The sequence below is a fragment of the Aggregatibacter sp. genome, assembly GCF_057314075.1.
Map to the genome: position 1 here is coordinate 190,287 of NZ_DBHLAR010000008.1, position 18,744 is coordinate 209,030.

General features: G+C 41.8%; 29 protein-coding genes. 3 read left to right on the top strand and 26 right to left on the bottom strand.

The features are described from left to right. Positions 1 to 9: 9 nt before the first annotated feature. The 3 genes from dapF to ACO5E4_RS06465 form a co-directional block, all read right to left on the bottom strand. Positions 10 to 834, bottom strand: coding sequence for a diaminopimelate epimerase (gene dapF / locus ACO5E4_RS06455; RefSeq protein ID WP_485862474.1), 825 nt, complete (start codon positions 832 to 834; stop codon positions 10 to 12). A gap of 170 nt (positions 835 to 1,004) precedes the next feature. Further along, complete coding sequence (locus ACO5E4_RS06460; RefSeq protein ID WP_485862475.1) at positions 1,005 to 2,849, bottom strand: ABC transporter ATP-binding protein; 1,845 nt, start codon at positions 2,847 to 2,849, stop codon at positions 1,005 to 1,007. Between the two features lie 89 nt (positions 2,850 to 2,938). Continuing rightward, positions 2,939 to 3,856, bottom strand: coding sequence for a cupin domain-containing protein (locus ACO5E4_RS06465; protein ID WP_485862476.1), 918 nt, complete (start codon positions 3,854 to 3,856; stop codon positions 2,939 to 2,941). Positions 3,857 to 3,969: 113 nt separating this feature from the next. On the opposite strand from ACO5E4_RS06465, the gene ACO5E4_RS06470 reads away from it, so the two are divergent. Next, a complete protein-coding gene (locus ACO5E4_RS06470; RefSeq protein ID WP_032997740.1) occupies positions 3,970 to 4,311 on the top strand; it encodes a carboxymuconolactone decarboxylase family protein in 342 nt (113 codons plus the stop codon). Positions 4,312 to 4,398: 87 nt separating this feature from the next. On the opposite strand, the gene ACO5E4_RS06475 is transcribed toward ACO5E4_RS06470, so the two are convergent. Continuing rightward, positions 4,399 to 5,442, bottom strand: coding sequence for a glycosyltransferase family 9 protein (locus tag ACO5E4_RS06475; RefSeq protein WP_485862477.1), 1,044 nt, complete (start codon positions 5,440 to 5,442; stop codon positions 4,399 to 4,401). 87 nt (positions 5,443 to 5,529) lie between these two features. Here ACO5E4_RS06475 and ACO5E4_RS06480 point away from each other — a divergent pair, with 87 nt between their 5' ends. Then, positions 5,530 to 6,255: a 3-deoxy-D-manno-octulosonic acid kinase gene (locus ACO5E4_RS06480; protein ID WP_485862478.1), complete on the top strand. Its 726-nt coding sequence runs from the start codon at positions 5,530 to 5,532 to the stop codon at positions 6,253 to 6,255. Between the two features lie 59 nt (positions 6,256 to 6,314). Here the strand turns inward: ACO5E4_RS06480 and coaD are convergent, their stop codons facing one another. Together coaD and waaA are read right to left on the bottom strand one after the other, a co-directional pair. After that, positions 6,315 to 6,800: a pantetheine-phosphate adenylyltransferase gene (gene coaD, locus ACO5E4_RS06485; RefSeq protein ID WP_485862479.1), complete on the bottom strand. Its 486-nt coding sequence runs from the start codon at positions 6,798 to 6,800 to the stop codon at positions 6,315 to 6,317. Further along, positions 6,801 to 8,084 (bottom strand): lipid IV(A) 3-deoxy-D-manno-octulosonic acid transferase, encoded by a 1,284-nt coding sequence (waaA, locus tag ACO5E4_RS06490; RefSeq protein ID WP_485862480.1) that lies wholly within the window; start codon positions 8,082 to 8,084, stop codon positions 6,801 to 6,803. Positions 8,085 to 8,181: 97 nt separating this feature from the next. Here waaA and ACO5E4_RS06495 point away from each other — a divergent pair, with 97 nt between their 5' ends. Continuing rightward, positions 8,182 to 8,943, top strand: coding sequence for a glycosyltransferase family 2 protein (locus ACO5E4_RS06495; protein WP_485862481.1), 762 nt, complete (start codon positions 8,182 to 8,184; stop codon positions 8,941 to 8,943). A gap of 95 nt (positions 8,944 to 9,038) precedes the next feature. On the opposite strand, the gene rplQ is transcribed toward ACO5E4_RS06495, so the two are convergent. The 20 genes from rplQ to rplP all read right to left on the bottom strand — a co-directional run bounded on the left by rplQ (position 9,039) and on the right by rplP (position 18,734). Further along, a complete protein-coding gene (rplQ, locus tag ACO5E4_RS06500; protein WP_048750157.1) occupies positions 9,039 to 9,428 on the bottom strand; it encodes a 50S ribosomal protein L17 in 390 nt (129 codons plus the stop codon). A 41-nt stretch (positions 9,429 to 9,469) separates the two neighbouring features. Further along, the gene (locus tag ACO5E4_RS06505; RefSeq protein ID WP_111295505.1) at positions 9,470 to 10,459 is read right to left on the bottom strand and encodes a DNA-directed RNA polymerase subunit alpha; all 990 of its coding nucleotides are present in this window, start codon (positions 10,457 to 10,459) and stop codon (positions 9,470 to 9,472) included. 28 nt (positions 10,460 to 10,487) lie between these two features. Then, the gene (gene rpsD, locus ACO5E4_RS06510; RefSeq protein WP_314955094.1) at positions 10,488 to 11,108 is read right to left on the bottom strand and encodes a 30S ribosomal protein S4; all 621 of its coding nucleotides are present in this window, start codon (positions 11,106 to 11,108) and stop codon (positions 10,488 to 10,490) included. 30 nt (positions 11,109 to 11,138) lie between these two features. Further along, a complete protein-coding gene (gene rpsK, locus ACO5E4_RS06515) occupies positions 11,139 to 11,528 on the bottom strand; it encodes a 30S ribosomal protein S11 (protein WP_005543603.1) in 390 nt (129 codons plus the stop codon). Between the two features lie 15 nt (positions 11,529 to 11,543). Then, positions 11,544 to 11,900, bottom strand: coding sequence for a 30S ribosomal protein S13 (gene rpsM, locus ACO5E4_RS06520; RefSeq protein ID WP_005548758.1), 357 nt, complete (start codon positions 11,898 to 11,900; stop codon positions 11,544 to 11,546). Positions 11,901 to 12,037: 137 nt separating this feature from the next. After that, the gene (gene rpmJ / locus ACO5E4_RS06525) at positions 12,038 to 12,151 is read right to left on the bottom strand and encodes a 50S ribosomal protein L36 (protein WP_314955088.1); all 114 of its coding nucleotides are present in this window, start codon (positions 12,149 to 12,151) and stop codon (positions 12,038 to 12,040) included. 23 nt (positions 12,152 to 12,174) lie between these two features. Further along, on the bottom strand, positions 12,175 to 13,500 hold the full coding sequence (secY, locus tag ACO5E4_RS06530) for a preprotein translocase subunit SecY (protein ID WP_005715771.1): 1,326 nt from the start codon (positions 13,498 to 13,500) through the stop codon (positions 12,175 to 12,177). A gap of 3 nt (positions 13,501 to 13,503) precedes the next feature. Further along, positions 13,504 to 13,938: a 50S ribosomal protein L15 gene (gene rplO, locus ACO5E4_RS06535; protein WP_485862482.1), complete on the bottom strand. Its 435-nt coding sequence runs from the start codon at positions 13,936 to 13,938 to the stop codon at positions 13,504 to 13,506. Positions 13,939 to 13,941: 3 nt separating this feature from the next. Next, positions 13,942 to 14,121, bottom strand: coding sequence for a 50S ribosomal protein L30 (gene rpmD, locus ACO5E4_RS06540; protein ID WP_005715766.1), 180 nt, complete (start codon positions 14,119 to 14,121; stop codon positions 13,942 to 13,944). A gap of 6 nt (positions 14,122 to 14,127) precedes the next feature. Next, complete coding sequence (gene rpsE, locus ACO5E4_RS06545) at positions 14,128 to 14,628, bottom strand: 30S ribosomal protein S5 (RefSeq protein WP_314955078.1); 501 nt, start codon at positions 14,626 to 14,628, stop codon at positions 14,128 to 14,130. A 15-nt stretch (positions 14,629 to 14,643) separates the two neighbouring features. Further along, positions 14,644 to 14,997, bottom strand: a complete 354-nt coding sequence (rplR, locus tag ACO5E4_RS06550) for a 50S ribosomal protein L18 (protein WP_485862483.1) — start codon at positions 14,995 to 14,997, stop codon at positions 14,644 to 14,646. Positions 14,998 to 15,010: 13 nt separating this feature from the next. Next, positions 15,011 to 15,544 (bottom strand): 50S ribosomal protein L6, encoded by a 534-nt coding sequence (rplF, locus tag ACO5E4_RS06555; protein WP_314955073.1) that lies wholly within the window; start codon positions 15,542 to 15,544, stop codon positions 15,011 to 15,013. Positions 15,545 to 15,559: 15 nt separating this feature from the next. Then, entirely contained in the window at positions 15,560 to 15,952 is a 393-nt protein-coding gene (gene rpsH / locus ACO5E4_RS06560) for a 30S ribosomal protein S8 (protein WP_005715755.1), read from the bottom strand. A gap of 36 nt (positions 15,953 to 15,988) precedes the next feature. Further along, a complete protein-coding gene (gene rpsN, locus ACO5E4_RS06565) occupies positions 15,989 to 16,294 on the bottom strand; it encodes a 30S ribosomal protein S14 (RefSeq protein WP_005715753.1) in 306 nt (101 codons plus the stop codon). A gap of 12 nt (positions 16,295 to 16,306) precedes the next feature. Continuing rightward, entirely contained in the window at positions 16,307 to 16,846 is a 540-nt protein-coding gene (rplE, locus tag ACO5E4_RS06570; protein ID WP_485862484.1) for a 50S ribosomal protein L5, read from the bottom strand. 20 nt (positions 16,847 to 16,866) lie between these two features. Next, a complete protein-coding gene (gene rplX, locus ACO5E4_RS06575) occupies positions 16,867 to 17,178 on the bottom strand; it encodes a 50S ribosomal protein L24 (protein ID WP_005548785.1) in 312 nt (103 codons plus the stop codon). Positions 17,179 to 17,188: 10 nt separating this feature from the next. Further along, on the bottom strand, positions 17,189 to 17,560 hold the full coding sequence (rplN, locus tag ACO5E4_RS06580) for a 50S ribosomal protein L14 (RefSeq protein WP_005619403.1): 372 nt from the start codon (positions 17,558 to 17,560) through the stop codon (positions 17,189 to 17,191). A gap of 315 nt (positions 17,561 to 17,875) precedes the next feature. Continuing rightward, complete coding sequence (gene rpsQ, locus ACO5E4_RS06585; RefSeq protein WP_005539352.1) at positions 17,876 to 18,133, bottom strand: 30S ribosomal protein S17; 258 nt, start codon at positions 18,131 to 18,133, stop codon at positions 17,876 to 17,878. Further along, positions 18,133 to 18,324: a 50S ribosomal protein L29 gene (gene rpmC, locus ACO5E4_RS06590; RefSeq protein ID WP_005539356.1), complete on the bottom strand. Its 192-nt coding sequence runs from the start codon at positions 18,322 to 18,324 to the stop codon at positions 18,133 to 18,135. Before rpmC ends, rpsQ begins: the two co-directional genes overlap by 1 nt. Beyond that, positions 18,324 to 18,734, bottom strand: a complete 411-nt coding sequence (gene rplP / locus ACO5E4_RS06595; RefSeq protein WP_005715748.1) for a 50S ribosomal protein L16 — start codon at positions 18,732 to 18,734, stop codon at positions 18,324 to 18,326. Before rplP ends, rpmC begins: the two co-directional genes overlap by 1 nt. Positions 18,735 to 18,744: the final 10 nt, after the last annotated feature.

Genomic DNA, 18,744 nt, shown 5'->3' on the forward strand with positions numbered 1-18,744 from the left:
GATCGAAAATTAGAGATAAATCATACCGTCATAGACGTGGGTGGCGCTACCGGTCATATACAGAGGATGCCCTTCGCCTTGCCATTCAATCAGCAAACTGCCGCCGGGCAAATCCACCTGCACTTCATTGTCCAATACGCCTTGCATAATCCCCACAGCGACTGCCGCACAAGCACCACTACCGCAGGCTTGTGTTTCGCCCGCACCACGCTCATGTACGCGTAATTTAATATGTTTGCGGTTCACCACCTGCATAAAACCGGCATTCACCCGTTCCGGAAAACGCTCATGGTTTTCGAGTAATGGTCCGAGCTGCGCTACATTGGCCGTGTGAATATCATCCACCTGCACCACACAATGGGGATTCCCCATGGATACCACGCCACAGAGTACCGTTTGAATTTCCGTGCGCAGAATATAATTTTTCTCGAATTTATTGGCGGTAAATGGAATTTTATTCGGCTCCCAAATGGGTTCGCCCATGTTCACACGCACATTGTCGTCTTCTTTGACGGTCAACACCATTTTGCCGTTTTGTGTACTGACGGCGATATCTTTTTTGTTGGTTAGGCCTTTGAGCGTCACGAAACGGGCAAAACAACGGGCACCATTACCACATTGCGCCACTTCACTGCCATCCGCATTAAAAATACGATAATGAAAATCCAATTCGGGATCATAAGGCGGCTCCACCACCAACAGCTGATCAAACCCAATGCCACGATGACGATCCGCTAAACGTTTAATGGTATCCGTTGGGAAATACACGTTCTGCGTAACCGCATCCACCACCATAAAATCATTGCCGAGTCCGTGCATTTTAGAAAATTGCATGTGTATCCTTAAAATCGTTTAAATCATGCCAAGCATTATAATCAGCCCTATCCGTTGAGTAAATCTATTGCTTCTGCGCTAAAAAAATGCGAGGAACATAAGGCTGAAAAACACCGTAAAAAGAAACCGCACTTTGCCAAGCAAAAGTGCGGTCGTTTTAGAAGGTATTTTTAATCTGTGTGCCCACTCAAGAAGCCACCACTTTGGTGCTGCCATAATTTGGCATACAGACCGTTTTGTGCGAGTAATTCAGCATGGGTACCTTGCTCCACGATTTGTCCGTGATCCAACACAATCAGACGATCCATCGCGGCAATCGTGGATAAACGGTGAGCGATGGCGATAACGGTTTTGTTTTCCATCATTTTATCCAAACTTTCTTGAATCGCCGCTTCCACCTCGGAATCTAGCGCACTGGTGGCCTCGTCCAATAACAAAATCGGCGCATCTTTTAACATCACGCGGGCAATGGCGATACGTTGGCGTTGTCCGCCCGAGAGTTTCACGCCACGTTCGCCAACATGGGCATCATACCCTTTGCGTCCCTGGGCATCGCTTAAAAACGGAATAAAATCCGCCGCTTCGGCACGTTCCGCCGCATCAAATATTTCCTGCTCAGTGGCACTTGGTCTGCCGTACACGATGTTATCACGCACAGAACGGTGCAATAACGACGTATCTTGCGTCACCAAACCGATTTGACTACGCAGGCTTTCTTGGCTGACATCTAACACGTTTTGTCCATCAATGGTAATGGAGCCATGCTGGGCTTCATAGAAACGTAATAATAAATTCACAATGGTAGATTTACCCGCGCCGGAACGCCCAATCAATCCAACTTTTTCACCCGGTTTAATGGTTAAATTAAAATGACTCAACAAAGGTTTTGCCGGATCATAGGCAAAGCTCAGGTCATTGAATTTAATCTCACCCTGTGTCACTTTTAATGGCAGGCAATTCGGCTTATCTAAAATAGTCTGCGGTTTAGTCAGCGTATTCATACCATCATTTACCGTACCGATATTTTCAAACAAGCGTGCCGATTCCCACATAATCCAACGGGACAAGCCATGAACGCGCAATGCCATGGCGGTAGAAGTGGCAATAGCACCCACGCCAACGAGATTTTGTTGCCACAGCAGAACGCCAATGATTGCCGTACTTAAAATCAATACGACATTATTGATGTAGGTTAAGCTGTCTAACGACGTTGCCAAACGCATTTGAGCATGCACCGTAACCATAAATTCTTCCATAGAACGTTTGGCATAACTTGCTTCTCGATCACCATGGGAAAAGAGTTTCACCGTAGCAATATTGGAATAGGCATCGGTGATTCGCCCCGTCATCAACGAACGGGCATCTGCCTGACGTTGAGCCGTTTTGGAAAGACGGGGAATTAACAAACGCAAAATGGTGATAAACAGCACAATCCAAATGAAGAAAGGCACAAGGAACCAACTATCTAATGAGGCTAACACCAAGCCAGAGGTGACAAAATACACCACCACATAAACCAACATATCGGCGATGGTCAGCACTGTATCACGCACTGCTAAAGCTGTCTGCATGACTTTGGCGGACACCCTGCCGGCAAATTCGTCTTGGTAAAAACTTAAACTTTGCCCCAACATCAGACGATGAAAGTTCCAACGCAGGCGCATCGGAAACACGCCTTGTAAGGTTTGCAGACGCACGGAGGAGGCTAAAAATAACCAAATAATGCTGAAGACTAACAAGCCGCCCATTCCCATAAGTAAATGGCCTTTTTCCTGCCATAAGGTTGTCGGTGTATAAGCCCCCAACCAATCCACCAACAAGCCCATGAATTGGAACAACATGGCTTCCATCACGCCGTTTCCGATCGTCAGCACCGCTAACAGCAAAATCCAACCTTTCATGCCCTCGATGCTCGACCAAATAAAGCGGAACAACCCTTTATCCGGTGTTTTCGGCGGTTGATCGGGATAGGGGTTCAAACGATGCTCAAACCAACTAAAAATTTTATTTAACATGTCCTCTTTCCTTAAAAACAAAGGGCAACCTTATTCGAGGTTGCCCACAAATTGCGGCATATTATAGCCTAAATTGTCTTCAACCCATACTAAAGGGAAACACGTTTACGGTATTGGCTTGGGCTCATACCGTAAGTACTTTTAAAAGCTTTGCTAAAATGCGCTTCCGATTGATAGCCCACGTCCAACGCCACCGCCAATACACTTTTCTGGCTTTGGTTTAATAATAACGCTGCTTGTTGAAGACGAAGCTGAGTTAAAAATTTACCCGGTGCCATACCGATTTTTTGCTGAAACACCCGCATAAAATTCGCTCGTGACATTGCCGCCAACTCGGCCAAAGAATCCATATTCCATGCTTGTTGCGGTGCACTTAATAACTGTTCCAGCACATGACTCAAGCGTTTATCTTGCAACCCCGCCAACACCCCTTGATTTAACTGAGTTGATTGCAATCCGTGACGCAAAATATAAATAAACAGCACCGTGACCAGTGAATCAATCAACGATTTTGCCCCACTTTGCGTTTTGTCCGCCTCCTGTTGTAGCACCTGAATCAGTGCTAACAACGGCGTATCATGCAAAGACAAATGCAAATATGTAGGCAACGCCTCTATTAACAACGACGGACGACTGTAATACAACATGCCACAAAACATTTTCAAATCCGAGGAATTCCGCCCAATATGATAAACCTTAAATAAATCCGTCTGGTTTTCTTGCGGTGTTGCCAGCATTGGCGCTGTTTTCATTGCTGCCTGTTGCGTTTGACTGGCGATCAAGTGCGGTCGATTTTGCGGAAGAAAAAAGACATCGCCGGCTTGTAAATGAATCTGTTGATTTTCCAAACTCAACCAACAATCCCCTTGTTCAATCAAATGAAAAATGCCGACATATTGATTTTCACCAACGTCCTGCTGCACCTGCCAATCGCCTTGAAATAAACAACGGACGTTCACTTCTCCGCTGACCTGTGCTAACTGAATAAGTTTATCTAAACAATCCATAATGAGATTTTAAGTATAAAAGTTAAGACGAATTGGCAAGTATGATACAAGAATTCGCCTATAATTTGTTCCGAAATTCAGAACACGTTTTAAACATATTTAAGGAGAATAAGATGTTTGCAGATTGGAAAAATGACGTTGCCCATGTAAAAAAATCATTCGGCGAATTAGGTAAAAAACACCCGAAAATGTTACAAGCCTACGGCGCACTAAGCGCAGCAGCGGCAGAAGGCGACGTATTGGATGCCAAAACCCGCGAATTAATTGCCCTTGCAGTAGCCGTCACCACGCGCTGTGAAAGCTGTATCGGCGTTCACGCAGCCGAAGCGGTAAAAGCCGGCGCAACCGAAGAAGAAGTCGCAGCAGCCTTAGCGATGTCAATCGCACTCAATGCCGGAGCTGCTTACACCTATTCTTTACGCGCATTAGAAGCCTATAATACGCAGAAAGACTAACTTCATTTATTAGGAACTTTATATCATCGGCACCTTTTATAGGTGCCGATTTTTTTATAAAAAACAAGATGAAAAACCACCGCACTTTTACGGCAAGAGAAGGGTTTTCACTTGTTTAACCACCTCTTTCACATCAATTTGAGCCATCAAATTTTGCCCTTTTAACTTAGTTGCCCAAGGCAATTGCGATGAAGGCTTACCGAATTCTTTTTGTGCATTTTGTTCATACACGGAAACCACATTGTCTAAATTGTGGTAAGGTCCGGTGCGAAGTGGATTATGGTAGGCATATAGCCCAATAACAGGCGTCCCTTGTGTTGTGGCAATATGCGCCGGGCCGGAATCCGGTGAAATCACTAAATCTACTTCACGAATTAATGCGGTAAGCTGAGTTAACGTTAACTTACCGGCCACCTCTACCGGAGCAAAATTACATACATTTTTTATTTCCTCAATCATCGCCAATTCACGTGGCGCAGGTGAGCTGCATAAAATCACATTGATATCATGTTGATGCGCCCAATTTGCCACTGCAGCATAACGTTCCACCAGCCAGTCTTTTTCTTTTTTGCTGGAACAAGGTGAAATCAGCAGATTTTTGCGATGCGAATCAAGATATTCTCGCACGGACGTTAAATCCGCCTCCGTCACCGGTAAATCCCACTGAGGTTGAGACGAGGGAACGCCAAGATAGTCGGCAAATGCCATAAAACCGTCTAATACATGCGGCTTAGCAGGATCATGAATTCGTTGATTCGTAAACAACCACTGCCCTTCTCGTGCCCGTTGCTTACTGAAACCAATACGGTATTTCGCATGGATTCCTAGAGATAATATGGAGGCTCGAAAGGCTGTTTGCATATTCAAAAGTGCATCAAACCGATGATGTTTCAATTGCCGCCATAAATTCCAGACACCACGCCAACCGCTCTTTTTATCGTACACAATAAATTCAATGCCCGACACATGGCGAAATAACTGGGCCTCAGTTTTGCCAATAATCCATGTAATTTTGGTGTTCGGCCAATAACGTTGAATATGTTGCACTGCCGCTAATGCATGACAAACGTCACCGATAGCGGATAAACGTAGAATGCAGAGAGATTGAGGTGCTTGAGAGAAAAGAGCCATGGGGATTTGTTATCTCGGTTAAACTTGGGAATCGGTTTATTTTAAAGTAGAATGCGCCTATCTGCTATCTCATTTTCATCACTTAAAATGCTTGAATTCCAACTCAAAAACGACTTTTTTCTCTTTAATTTTGATCAAACGCTGGCAAACCAAGATCTGTTTTTTAATCCAACATTTTGGCAACAACACAATCGCATTATCGGCTCCGCCAAAGGGCGTGGTACTACGTGGTTTCTCCAAACCGCAGATTTATTTGGCGTAAACACGGCATTACGCCATTATTATCGTGGTGGCTTGTGGGGAAAAATCAATAAAGATCGTTATCGCTTCAACGATTTGAACCATACTCGTAGCATGGCGGAATTCAAACTACTAAATCAATTACATCAAGCCGGTTTACCGGTACCGAAACCGATTGGGGCTCGGGTGCGTAAAGGGAATTTAGGCATTTGTTATCAAGCCGATTTATTAAGTGAAAAAATAGAAAATGCCCAAGATTTGACCACACTTTTACAACATCACGCCCTTGAACCCAAACAATGGCAACAAATCGGCAGGCTTATTCGTCGCTTACACGATTTGCAAATCTGCCACACGGACCTGAACGCCCACAACATTCTGTTTCAACAAAACGAAAGCGGCAACCAATTCTGGCTCATCGACTTCGATAAGTGCGGTGAAAAATCCGGAAGTTTTTGGAAAGACGCAAACTTACAACGACTCCATCGTTCTTTTACTAAGGAAGTGGCACGAATACATATTCAGTTTGATGAACAGAATTGGCGGGATTTACTCGAGGGATATTCAAGCTAAGGAGAAAATGCGAGTGCCAGCAAAATACATGCACTAGTGACATAGTAAGTTACAGATGCCTATGCGCCTAATTCTCGTTTATGCTGTAACGCCTTTAACACGGCTGGCGGAACAAGTTGGCTCATGTCGCCGTTATGAAGATAAATTTCACGAATCATCGTAGAAGAAACATAAGACCATTGCTCGACCGGCGGGAAAAACAGGCTCTCAACACCATGCGTCAACAAACGGTTAAGATGGGCTAACTGAACTTCATATTCAAAATCTGTCGTACTACGCACACCGCGAATAATCGCTTTGACATGATATTCAGCAATGGTGTCCGCCAATAAATTATTAAACCCAATCACTTCCACATTTGGCAAATGCGCTGTTGATTGACGCACCAACTCTACCCGCTCCACCAAACTGAATAACGGTTTCTTACTTGGGCTTTCGGCTACGGCCACCAAAACATGAGAAAAAAGCACCGCACTTCGCTCAATAATATTTAAATGCCCATTGGTTAAGGGGTCAAAAGTACCGGGATAAATTACCGTTGTCATTTAGTTTGCCTCATTCAAATAAGGTTTTAACAAATCCATCACTCGTTGCAACGCACCGCGATTTTCATTTAATACTGCATAACCCGCATTAGCATAACGTTGGCTAAGCGTCGGTGATTCTAAAAACTGTGCGACAGCCTCTGCCACGGCTTGCGGATTTTCTTCCGTCATTAACACGCCTTGACGCGCTTCCAACTTAGTAAAGATTTCAGGAAAATTGAAGGTATGTTTACCGCTAATCACCGGCAATTTAAACGCTAACGGCTCCAACGGATTATGTCCACCATGAGCCACCAAACTACCGCCTACCAAGGCAACATCAGCTAGGCCATATAGCAACATCAGCTCTCCCATACTATCACCGAGCAACACTTGGGTTTCTGCCTGCGGCGCCAGATGAGTGCTACGACGAATATAATTAAAACGTTGTTGTTCAATAAGCTGTGCAACGGAATTAAAACGCTCAGGATGACGAGGGACTAAAATCAGTAATAAATCGGGAAAGCGCTGTAATAAAGTGCGGTGGCTTTTTAAGATGATTTCATCTTCACCTTCATGGGTGCTTGCCGCAATCCAAATAGGGCGACAAATATTCCATTGGACTTTTAATGCAGAAATTTTCGTCAATAAATCGTCTGTTAAATTTAAATCATATTTAATGTTACCGGTCAATTTTAGGCGTTCCGGTGCGATCCCTAATTGGGCGTAACGCGATAAACTCACCTCATCTTGCGGAGCAATTAAAGTGATATTCTCTAAAAGTGGTTTTAATGCCTTTTTAAACCAACTATAACGCTTGGTAGAACGCGCTGATAAGCGAGCATTCACAATAACAAATGGAATTTGTTTCTTGGCCAGTTGATGAATCAGGTTAAACCAAAGTTCCGTTTCAATCACCACGACTAAACTTGGCTGCACAAAACGAATAAAGCGTGCAACGGCATCAGGTAAATCATAAGGCAAATAAACGTGAGTAACACTTTCTCCAAAAACCGCTTTAACGCGATCAGAACCGGTAGGTGTCATGGTGGTGACGGTAATCGGCAAATCCGGATAATCGTGCTGAATACGCTTAATCAGTGGCACTGCAGCGATGACCTCTCCCACAGAAGCGGCATGAATAAGCACGCCATTAGGTTTAGGCGAGGACAACTTACAATACAAGCCATAACGTTCACTCAAACGTTTACGGGAATTAGATGCTTTTATACTACAAGCCAGCAGTGACAACCACAAAAATGGCTGGGCAAGATACATTACACAGGTATAAAAAAAACGTAACATAGAAAATACGCCGGCTTATGTTAGAATTGCGAAAATTAATAATGATAAACAAGCGCTTAGTATAAGCGTTTGCAACAGATTCACAAAGGATAAAAACATGCCTACTATCAGTGTTGCAATGATTGTCAAAAATGAGGCCCATCACCTCGCATCTTGTTTGGATACGGTGAAAGATTGGGTAGACGAAATCATCATTTTAGACTCCGGCAGTACAGACGATACGCAACGCATCGCCGAACAATACGGTGCAAAATTTTACCAGAATATTGATTGGCCGGGCTTTGGCAAACAACGCCAATTGGCTCAACAACATGTCACCTGTAATTATGTACTATGGTTAGATGCAGACGAACGAGTCACACCAGAATTACGCCAATCCATTCAAAATGCAATAGCACAAGATGCACCAAATACAGCATACAAAATCCCGCGTTTAAGCGAAGTGTTCGGTAGTCAAATCCGCTACTCCGGTTGGTATCCCGATTATGTCATTCGTCTGTACCGCACAGATTTCGCCCACTATGGCGATCAATTAGTGCATGAAAAAGTTGAATTGCCTGCCAATGCCGAGATTCAAAAATTAAATGGCGATTTGCTTCATTACACTTATCAAGATATTCATCATTACTTAGTCAAATCTGCCGGCTATGCCAAAGCATGGGCAGAGCAACGAGAAAAAGCGGGTAAAAAAGCCACCTTATGGCAAGGCATAACCCATGCTATCGGTTGTTTTGTAAAAATGTATTTTATTCGATTAGGCTTCTTGGATGGCAAGGCAGGATTATTATTAGCAATTCTTTCTGCACACTCTACTTTTGTAAAATACGCAGATTTATGGGTTAAAAAGAGAACTAAATAAGAGTGATATATTACGATATTTTAAGCCTATAACTCTTTAAAAATAAAAAAGGTCGAATGTTACCATTCGACCTTTTTAGTTAATAAATTAAAATCTTATTCCGCTACAGCTTCTTCAGTAGAAACTTCCGGACGATCAACTAACTCAATGTAAGCCATTGGTGCATTATCGCCGGCACGGAAACCACATTTAAGAATGCGGGTGTAACCACCAGCACGCTGAGCAAAACGTGGACCTAATTCATTAAATAATTTTGCAACAGTTTCAATATTGCGTGTACGAGCAAAAGCTAAGCGGCGATTTGCCACAGTGTCTACTTTTGCTAAAGTAATTAACGGCTCAACTACTCGACGTAATTCTTTTGCTTTAGGCAAAGTTGTTTTAATGATCTCATGACCAATTAAAGAACTTGCCATATTACGGAACATCGCTTGACGATGACTGCTATTACGGTTTAGTTGACGACCACTCTTACGATGGCGCATAACCTTATCCTTCTCAGAAAAATCTTTAACCTACGACCAAACTAGTCTTCAGCAATACTTGCTGGTGGCCAATTTTCAAGGCGCATACCTAGTGATAAGCCTCTCGAAGCGAGCACATCCTTAATTTCAGTAAGTGATTTTTTACCCAAATTAGGAGTTTTCAGCAACTCAACTTCTGTACGTTGAACTAAATCACCGATATAGTGAATTGTTTCTGCTTTCAAACAGTTAGCAGAACGAACTGTCAACTCTAAGTCATCAACAGGACGAAGCAGAATTGGATCGAATTCTGGCTTCTCTTCCTTAACTTCAGGCTGACGAACATCACGCAAATCAACGAATGCATCAAGCTGTTCTGCTAAAATTGTTGCTGCGCGACGAATCGCATCCTCAGGATCAATAGTACCATTTGTTTCTAGCTCAATAACCAATTTATCTAAATCAGTTCTTTGTTCAACACGTGCTGCCTCAACATTATAGGCAATACGGTCAATAGGGCTATAACAAGCATCTACCAATAAACGTCCAATTGGACGATCCTCGTCTTGATTCTGAGTACGAGCAGATGCTGGAACATATCCTCTACCACGTTGGACACGAATACGCATATTAATTGACGCATTCTCATCTGTTAAATGGCAAATGACATGTTCAGGATTTACAATTTCAACATCACCATCATGGGTAATGTCGGCAGCAACAACAGGGCCAATTCCAGACTTACTAAGTGTCAAAAGAACATCATCTTTATTTTGTACCTTTACAGCCAAACCTTTTAAGTTTAACAGTACTTCAATAATATCTTCTTGTACACCTTCTTTACTACTATATTCATGCAATACACCATCAATCTCTACTTCAGTAACAGCACAACCTGGCATTGAAGATAAAAGAATTCGACGTAATGCATTTCCTAGAGTATGACCGAAACCACGCTCTAAAGGCTCTAAGATTACCTTAGCCTGAGTTGAGCTAATTTGCTCAATATCAACTAAACGTGGTTTTAAAAATTCTGTAACAGAACCCTGCATTTTATCCTCTCTTTGCTTCTAAGCTCTATTATTTAGAATAAAGCTCAACGATCAGATGTTCATTAATGTCTGCTGATAAATCAGAACGTTCAGGAACACGTTTAAATACACCTTCCATTTTAGCAGCGTCAACTTCCAACCAAGTTGGTTTTTCTTTCTGTTCTGCTAATTCTAATGATGCTTTAATACGTGCTTGTTTTTTGGATTTTTCACGAATAGCAATCACATCATCAACTGAAACTTGGAAAGATGGGATGTTTACCACACGGCCATTAACAACGATAGCTTTATGACTCACTAACTGGCGAGCTTCAGCACGAGTTGCTGCAAATCCCATACGATAAACTACATTATCTAAACGACCCTCAAGTAATACCAATAGATTTTCACCTGTATTACCTTTTAATCGATTTGCTTCTTTGTAGTAATTACGGAATTGACGTTCTAAAATACCGTACATACGGCGAACTTTTTGCTTCTCACGTAACTGACTACCATAGTCAGATAAACGTGGTTTACGTGCACCATGTTGACCTGGCGCAGTATCAATTTTACATTTTGAATCAATCGCACGAACGCCTGATTTAAGAAATAAATCAGTACCTTCACGGCGGCTTAGCTTGAGTTTAGGACCCAAATATCTTGCCATTTTCTTTCTCCAACTATTCCTATAACGTCATTAAACACGACGTTTTTTCGGTGGACGACAACCGTTATGAGGAATCGGAGTCACATCAGTAATATTCGTAATACGAAAACCTGCCGCATTTAATGCACGAATAGTTGACTCACGACCAGGACCAGGTCCTTTTACCATAACTTCCAAGTTTTTCAGGCCGAATTCTTTTACAATTTCAGCACAACGTTCAGCAGCAACCTGTGCAGCAAACGGGGTGGATTTACGAGAACCACGGAAACCTGAACCACCTGCGGTAGCCCAAGCGAGGGCATTACCTTGACGATCAGTTATAGTAACGATTGTGTTATTGAAAGATGCGTGAATGTGTGCAACGCCATCTACAACTTGTTTTTTTACACGTTTACGTGCACGAACTGGTGTTTTTGCCATCTTAATTTACCCCGACTATTTTTTGATCGGCTTACGAGGACCCTTACGGGTACGCGCATTAGTTTTAGTACGTTGACCACGTACCGGTAAACTACGACGATGACGTAAACCACGATAACAACCTAAATCTAATAGGCGTTTAATGTTAAGTGTTACTTCACGACGTAAATCCCCTTCGACGGTAAATTTACCAACTTCGTCACGCAGTTTGTCAATCTGCTCTTCAGACAATTCGCTGATCTTAACATCTTCAGCAATACCCGCAGCAGCACAAATGCTTTTTGAGCGGGTTTTACCAATACCGTAAATTGCAGTTAAAGCGATTACAGCGTGTTTGTGATCAGGAATGTTAATGCCTGCAATACGGGCCACTATGCACTCCTATTGTTAATTAGTTGACACTCTGATCTTGAAAAGCCCGTTTTCAGGATACTCAAACAAAGTGCCAAGGAAATAAATGAGTTGGGTAGTATATATACCCAACCTGTTCTTTGCAAGAAAAATATCAATTAACCTTGACGTTGCTTATGCTTAGGATCGCTACAAATTACACGAACAACACCTTCGCGTTTAACAATCTTACAGTTACGACATAATTTCTTAACGGAAGCACGAACTTTCATTGCTTATCCTTTTAATAATTGGACTATTGCCCAAAACCTTTGAGGTTTGCTTTTTTCAACGCAGATTCATATTTTGTAGACATCAAATGACTCTGAATCTGAACGATGAAATCCATAATGACCACCACAACAATTAGCAAAGAGGTACCACCAAAATAAAACTGCACATTCCAAGCTGATGTCATGATATAAGGAACTAAACAAACAAACGTGACATATAGACCACCAATAAGAGTTAATCTAGTCATAATTTTATCGATATACCGAGATGTTTGTTCCCCAGGTCTAATTCCAGGTATAAATGCACCTGATTTTTTCAAATTATCTGCTGTATCTCTAGGATTATATTGCATTGCAGTGTAGAAAAAGCTAAAGAAGATAATTGCAGTAGCATAAACAATCAAGTATAAGGGTTGCCCAGGATGCAATAACATTGATAAATCAGTTAGCCATTCTAAACTTGACCCTTGCCCAACCCATTGAGTTAATGTTGCTGGGAAAAGAATTATACTTGATGCAAAAATTGCTGGGATAACACCTGCCATATTCACTTTTAATGGAAGGTGAGTCGTATGCCCCCCCAAGATTTGTCTACCTTGTTGGCGTTTAGCATACTCAATTTTAATTCTTCTTTGCCCTCGTTCTACGAAAACAACAAAATAAGTAACTACGAAGACAATTACAGCAATTAATATAAGAACAAGAAAATGCATCTGACCAAGACGAGCTTGCTCAATTGTTTGACCTACAGCCGCAGGCAATCCTGCCACAATACCAGCAAAGATAATTAAAGAGATGCCATTCCCAATACCACGCTCTGTAATTTGCTCGCCTAGCCACATTAAAAACATAGTCCCTGTAACTAAACTAATCACGGCAGTGAAATAGAACCCGAACCCTAGATTAGGAACTAGGCCTGGTAGCATGTTAGGTAAACCCGTTGAAATACCAACCGCCTGTAAGGTAGCAAGAACAACCGTAGAATAACGGGTATACTTACTAATTTTTCGACGACCAGATTCACCTTCCTTTCTTAACTCAGCAAGTGCTGGATGAACCGATGCTAACAACTGAATAATAATTGATGCCGAGATATAAGGCATAATGCCCAAAGCAAAAATAGAAGCTCGGCTCAATGCACCACCAGAGAACATATTAAACATATCAATGATGGTGCCTTTTTGCTGTTCAATTAATTGAGCTAACACAGCTGCATCTATACCAGGAACCGGAATGAACGAACCAATACGGAAAACAATAAGCGCGCCAAGAACAAATAACAATCTGCTTCTCAGTTCACTTTTACCGTCTTGAACACTTCTCGTTTGATAGCCTGGTTGCTTAGCCATTAATTATTCCTCAATTGAACCGCCAACAGCCTCAATAGCTGTTTTAGCGCCTTTAGTAACACGTAATCCACGAACGACTAACTTAACTTTAACTTCACCAGCTAAAATTACCTTAGCAAACTGAATATCCTTAGTTAAAATATTAGCTGCTTTTAGTGTCTCTAAAGTTACAATGCCATTTTCAATTTTGTTTAGGTCATCTAAACGAACTTCTGCTGTTACTGCAGACTTCGTTGAAGTAAAACCAAATTTAGGTAAACGACGATATAAAGGCATTTGACCACCTTCAAACCCGCGACGAACACCGCCACCGGTACGAGATTTTTGACCTTTATGACCACGTCCACCGGTTTTACCTAAACCAGAACCGATACCACGACCAAGACGTTTAGCACTATGCTTAGCACCTTCAGCCGGAGATAGAGTATTTAAACGCATCTATTACTCCTCCACTTTAACCATATATGAAATCTGGTTAATCATTCCACGTACTGCCGGAGTATCAATTAACTCAACAGTATGATGCATATGGCGAAGACCAAGACCACGTAGCGTAGCTTTATGCTTCGGTAAACGAGCAATAGAACTACGAACTTGCGTTACTTTAATAGTTTTAGCCATTATTAATTACCCCAAAATTTCATCAACTGATTTACCACGTTTAGCAGCGACCATTTCTGGTGATTTCATATTTGCTAAAGCATCAATAGTTGCACGAACAACATTGATTGGGTTAGTTGAACCATAAGCCTTTGACAATACGTTACGTACGCCAGCAACTTCTAACACAGCACGCATTGCACCACCGGCAATGATACCGGTACCCTCACTAGCAGGTTGCATAAATACTCTAGAACCTGTATGGACACCCTTAACAGGGTGCTGCAATGTTCCTTCAGTTAAAGTTACATTAATCATATTACGACGCGCCTTCTCCATTGCCTTTTGAATAGCTGAAGGAACTTCACGCGCTTTTCCATATCCAAAACCGACACGACCATTACCATCACCCACTACGGTCAACGCAGTGAAACTCATGATACGACCACCTTTTACAGTTTTAGATACGCGGTTTACCGCAATTAGCTTCTCTTGCAGTTCACCAGCTTGTTTTTCGATGTTTGACATCTCAAATTACCTCAATTAGAACTGTAGACCAGCTTCACGAGCAGCATCCGCTAAAGATTGGACGCGGCCATGATATTTAAAACCAGAACGATCAAAAGCCACGTCTTTAACGCCTTTTGCTAATGCTCTTTCCGCAACAGCTTTACCGACAACAGCGGCTGCTTCTTTATTTCCGGTATATTTCACTTGCTCACTAATTGCTTTCTCAACAGTAGAAGCAGCTGCAAGCACTTCCGAACCGTTTGGTGCGATGACTTGAGCGTAGATATGACGTGGAGTACGATGAATAACTAAACGAGTTACTCCCTGCTCTCTCATCATATGACGCGTACGAGCCGCACGACGGATACGAGCTGATTTCTTATCCATAGTGTTACCTTAATTATTTCTTCTTAGCTTCTTTAATACGTACCACTTCATCAGCGTAACGTACCCCTTTACCTTTATACGGTTCAGGGCGACGATAAGCACGAATATCTGCAGCAACTTGGCCAATTAACTGTTTATCTGCGCCTTTCAAAACAATTTCAGTTTGAGAAGGACACTCAGCAGTAATTCCTGCAGGTAAAACATGCTCAACAGGGTGAGAAAATCCAAGACTTAAAGCAACAGCATTTCCCTTAATTTGAGCTCTATAACCTACACCTACTAATTGTAGTTTTCTTGTAAATCCTTCAGTCACACCGATAACCATGGAATTAACTAATGCTCTAGCAGTACCTGACTGAGCATTACCACCTTCAATACCTTCACGAGGTGAAAATGTTAATTCATTATTTTCATGCTTAACTTCTACTGAATGATGAATAGAGCGAGACAACTCACCATTTTTACCTTTAATTGTTAGTAACTGTCCGTTAAGTTTTACCTCAACACCGGCAGGAATACTAACAGGTGCTTTTGCAACACGAGACATTTTCCTACCTCTCCATTAAGCTACATAACAAATGATCTCACCGCCTAAACCCGCTTGACGAGCTGCACGGTCAGTCATTACACCTTTAGATGTAGATACTACAGCAATACCTAAACCACCCATTACTTTCGGTAATTCGTCTTTACGTTTGTAAATACGAAGGCCTGGGCGACTTACACGCTGAATACTCTCTACAACCGGTTTATTTTGGAAATATTTTAATGTAATTTCCAATTCAGGTTTTACACCTTCAACTACTTTAACGCTTTCGATATAACCTTCGCTAGCTAATACATTGGCAATTGCAACTTTTAGCTTGGATGAAGGCATACTGATCGCAACTTTATTCGCAGCTTGACCGTTACGAATACGGGTCAACATATCTGCGATAGGATCTTGCATACTCATTGTGCTTTTACTCCGATTCCAAATTAAAGTGGCATATTACCAGCTAGCTTTCTTAAGGCCGGGGATTTCACCGCGCATAGCAGCTTCACGAACCTTAATACGGCTTAAACCAAACTTACGAAGAACGCCGTGAGGACGTCCAGTTTGACGACAACGGTTACGTTGACGACTAGGGCTAGAATCACGTGGTAAAGTTTGTAACTTCATCACAGCATTCCAACGATCTTCGTCAGAGGCATTAACGTCAGAAATAATTTTTTTCAATTCTACGCGTTGCGCATAAAATTTTTCAGCCAATTTGACGCGCTTTACATCGCGTGCTTTCATTGATTGTTTAGCCATTTGCAACCTGCCTTACTTACGGAATGGGAAATTAAAGGCAGCCAATAATGCTCGACCTTCTTCATCATTCTTAGCTGTTGTGGTAATAGTAATATCTAAACCACGTACACGATCTACTTTATCGTAGTCGATTTCAGGGAAGATGATTTGCTCACGCACACCCATACTGTAATTTCCACGACCATCAAATGATTTCGCGCTTAAACCGCGGAAGTCACGAATACGTGGAACAGCAATTGTAATTAAACGTTCTAAGAACTCCCACATACGTTCACCACGTAGTGTTACTTTACAACCGATTGGATATCCCTGACGGATTTTAAAGCCTGCAACAGACTTGCGAGCTTTAGTAACCAAAGGTTTTTGACCGCTAATTGCTGCTAAATCTGCTACTGCATTATCTAGCAATTTTTTATCGGTCAATGCTTCACCCACACCCATATTTAGGGTTATCTTTTCGATTCGTGGGACTTGCATGACAGACGAGTAGTTGAATTTAGTTTTCAATTCATTTACTACTTGCTCTCTGTAGTAATCATGCAGTTTCGCCATCGCATTACTCCAGTTTATTATTAAATAATTTCATTGTTAGATTTGAAAAAACGTACTTTTTTACCGTCTTCGAATCTAAAACCTACCCGGTCAGCTTTATTTGTTGTTGGGTTGAAAATTGCAACGTTTGACACATCAATTGCAGCTTCTTTCTTCACTAAACCACCTTCTTTACCTAATGCAGGTACCGGTTTTTCATGTTTAGTGATGATATTTACACCTTCAACAATCACTTTACCGTTAGATAACACTTTTGTTACCTTGCCGCGCTTACCTTTGCTTTTGCCGGTAAGCACAATTACTTCATCATTTTGACGGATTTTTGCAGCCATTACATTCTCCTTACAGTACTTCTGGAGCTAAAGAAATGATCTTCATGAATTTTTCAGAACGAAGTTCACGAGTCACCGGTCCAAAAATACGAGTACCGATTGGTTGCTCTGTGTTATTGTTTAAAATTACACAAGCGTTACCATCGAAGCGAATGACTGATCCATCTGGGCGACGAACACCCTTCTTGGTGCGCACAACAACTGCTTTTAATACATCACCTTTTTTTACTTTACCGCGTGGAATTGCTTCTTTTACAGTAACTTTGATAATGTCGCCAATAGCAGCATAACGACGGTGCGATCCACCTAGAACCTTGATACACATTACGCTGCGAGCGCCTGAATTGTCAGCAACATCCAGCATAGTCTGTTCTTGGATCATATTAGTGCTCCGTTAAATAAAAAAACCACCCTTGCGGGACGAACCTTCCAACGACATATTTAAATAGACATGTACGACGGAGAGATGGCGGAGTTTAGCAAAATTAGATATAAAATGCAATGGAATTTTATTTCTAAAAATTTACTTATAAAAAGAAGTGTCGGTTGTTAGTGAGAAAAGCACTAAAAAACCTTCCATCACGCTATCTACTTCTCTTAGAAAATAAAAGTGCGGTCAGAATTTCAACCATTTAAGAAAACAAAAAGCCAACAGCTTTACACTATTGGCTTTTATTTTACTACTTTCTATCGTTAATTAAGCAATTACTGCTTTCTCAACGACACGAACTAAAGTCCATGATTTAGTTTTAGAAATCGGACGACATTCACGAACTTCTACTAAATCACCTAATTTAGCTTCGTTATTTTCATCGTGCACATGTAGTTTAGTTGTGCGACGGATAAACTTACCATAAAGTGGGTGTTTAACCTTGCGTTCAATAGCAACAACGAAAGATTTCTCCATCTTGTCACTTACTACACGACCTTGCACGCTACGAATTTTATCAGTCATTACTCACCCGCCTTTTCGGTTAGAACAGTTTTAATTTGTGCAATACTACGACGCACTTGTTTTAACTGATGGGTTTGTTGAAGCTGACCGGTGGCTGCTTGCATACGCAACTTGAATTGCTCACCTAACAAGTTAACCAATTCAGCATTCAGCTCTTCAACACTTTTTGTACGTAGTTCTTGAGCTTTCATTACATCACCGTCTTAGTTACGAAAGTGGTCTTAATTGGCAATTTAGCAGCCGCTAATGCAAATGCTTCTCTTGCGATCTCTTCAGACACACCATCCATTTCATAGAGAACTTTACCCGGTTGGATTAAGGCTACCCAGTACTCAACGTTACCTTTACCTTTACCCATACGGACTTCTAATGGTTTTTCAGTAATTGGTTTATCAGGGAATACACGAATCCAGATTTTACCTTGACGTTTTACTGCACGTGTCATCGCACGACGAGCGGCTTCAATTTGACGTGCAGTTAAACGACCACGACCAACTGCTTTTAAACCGAAAGTACCGAAGCTAACTTCTGTACCGCCCGCGATACCACGGTTACGGCCTTTGTGAACTTTACGGAATTTTGTACGTTTTGGTTGCAACATTTAGCGTTTC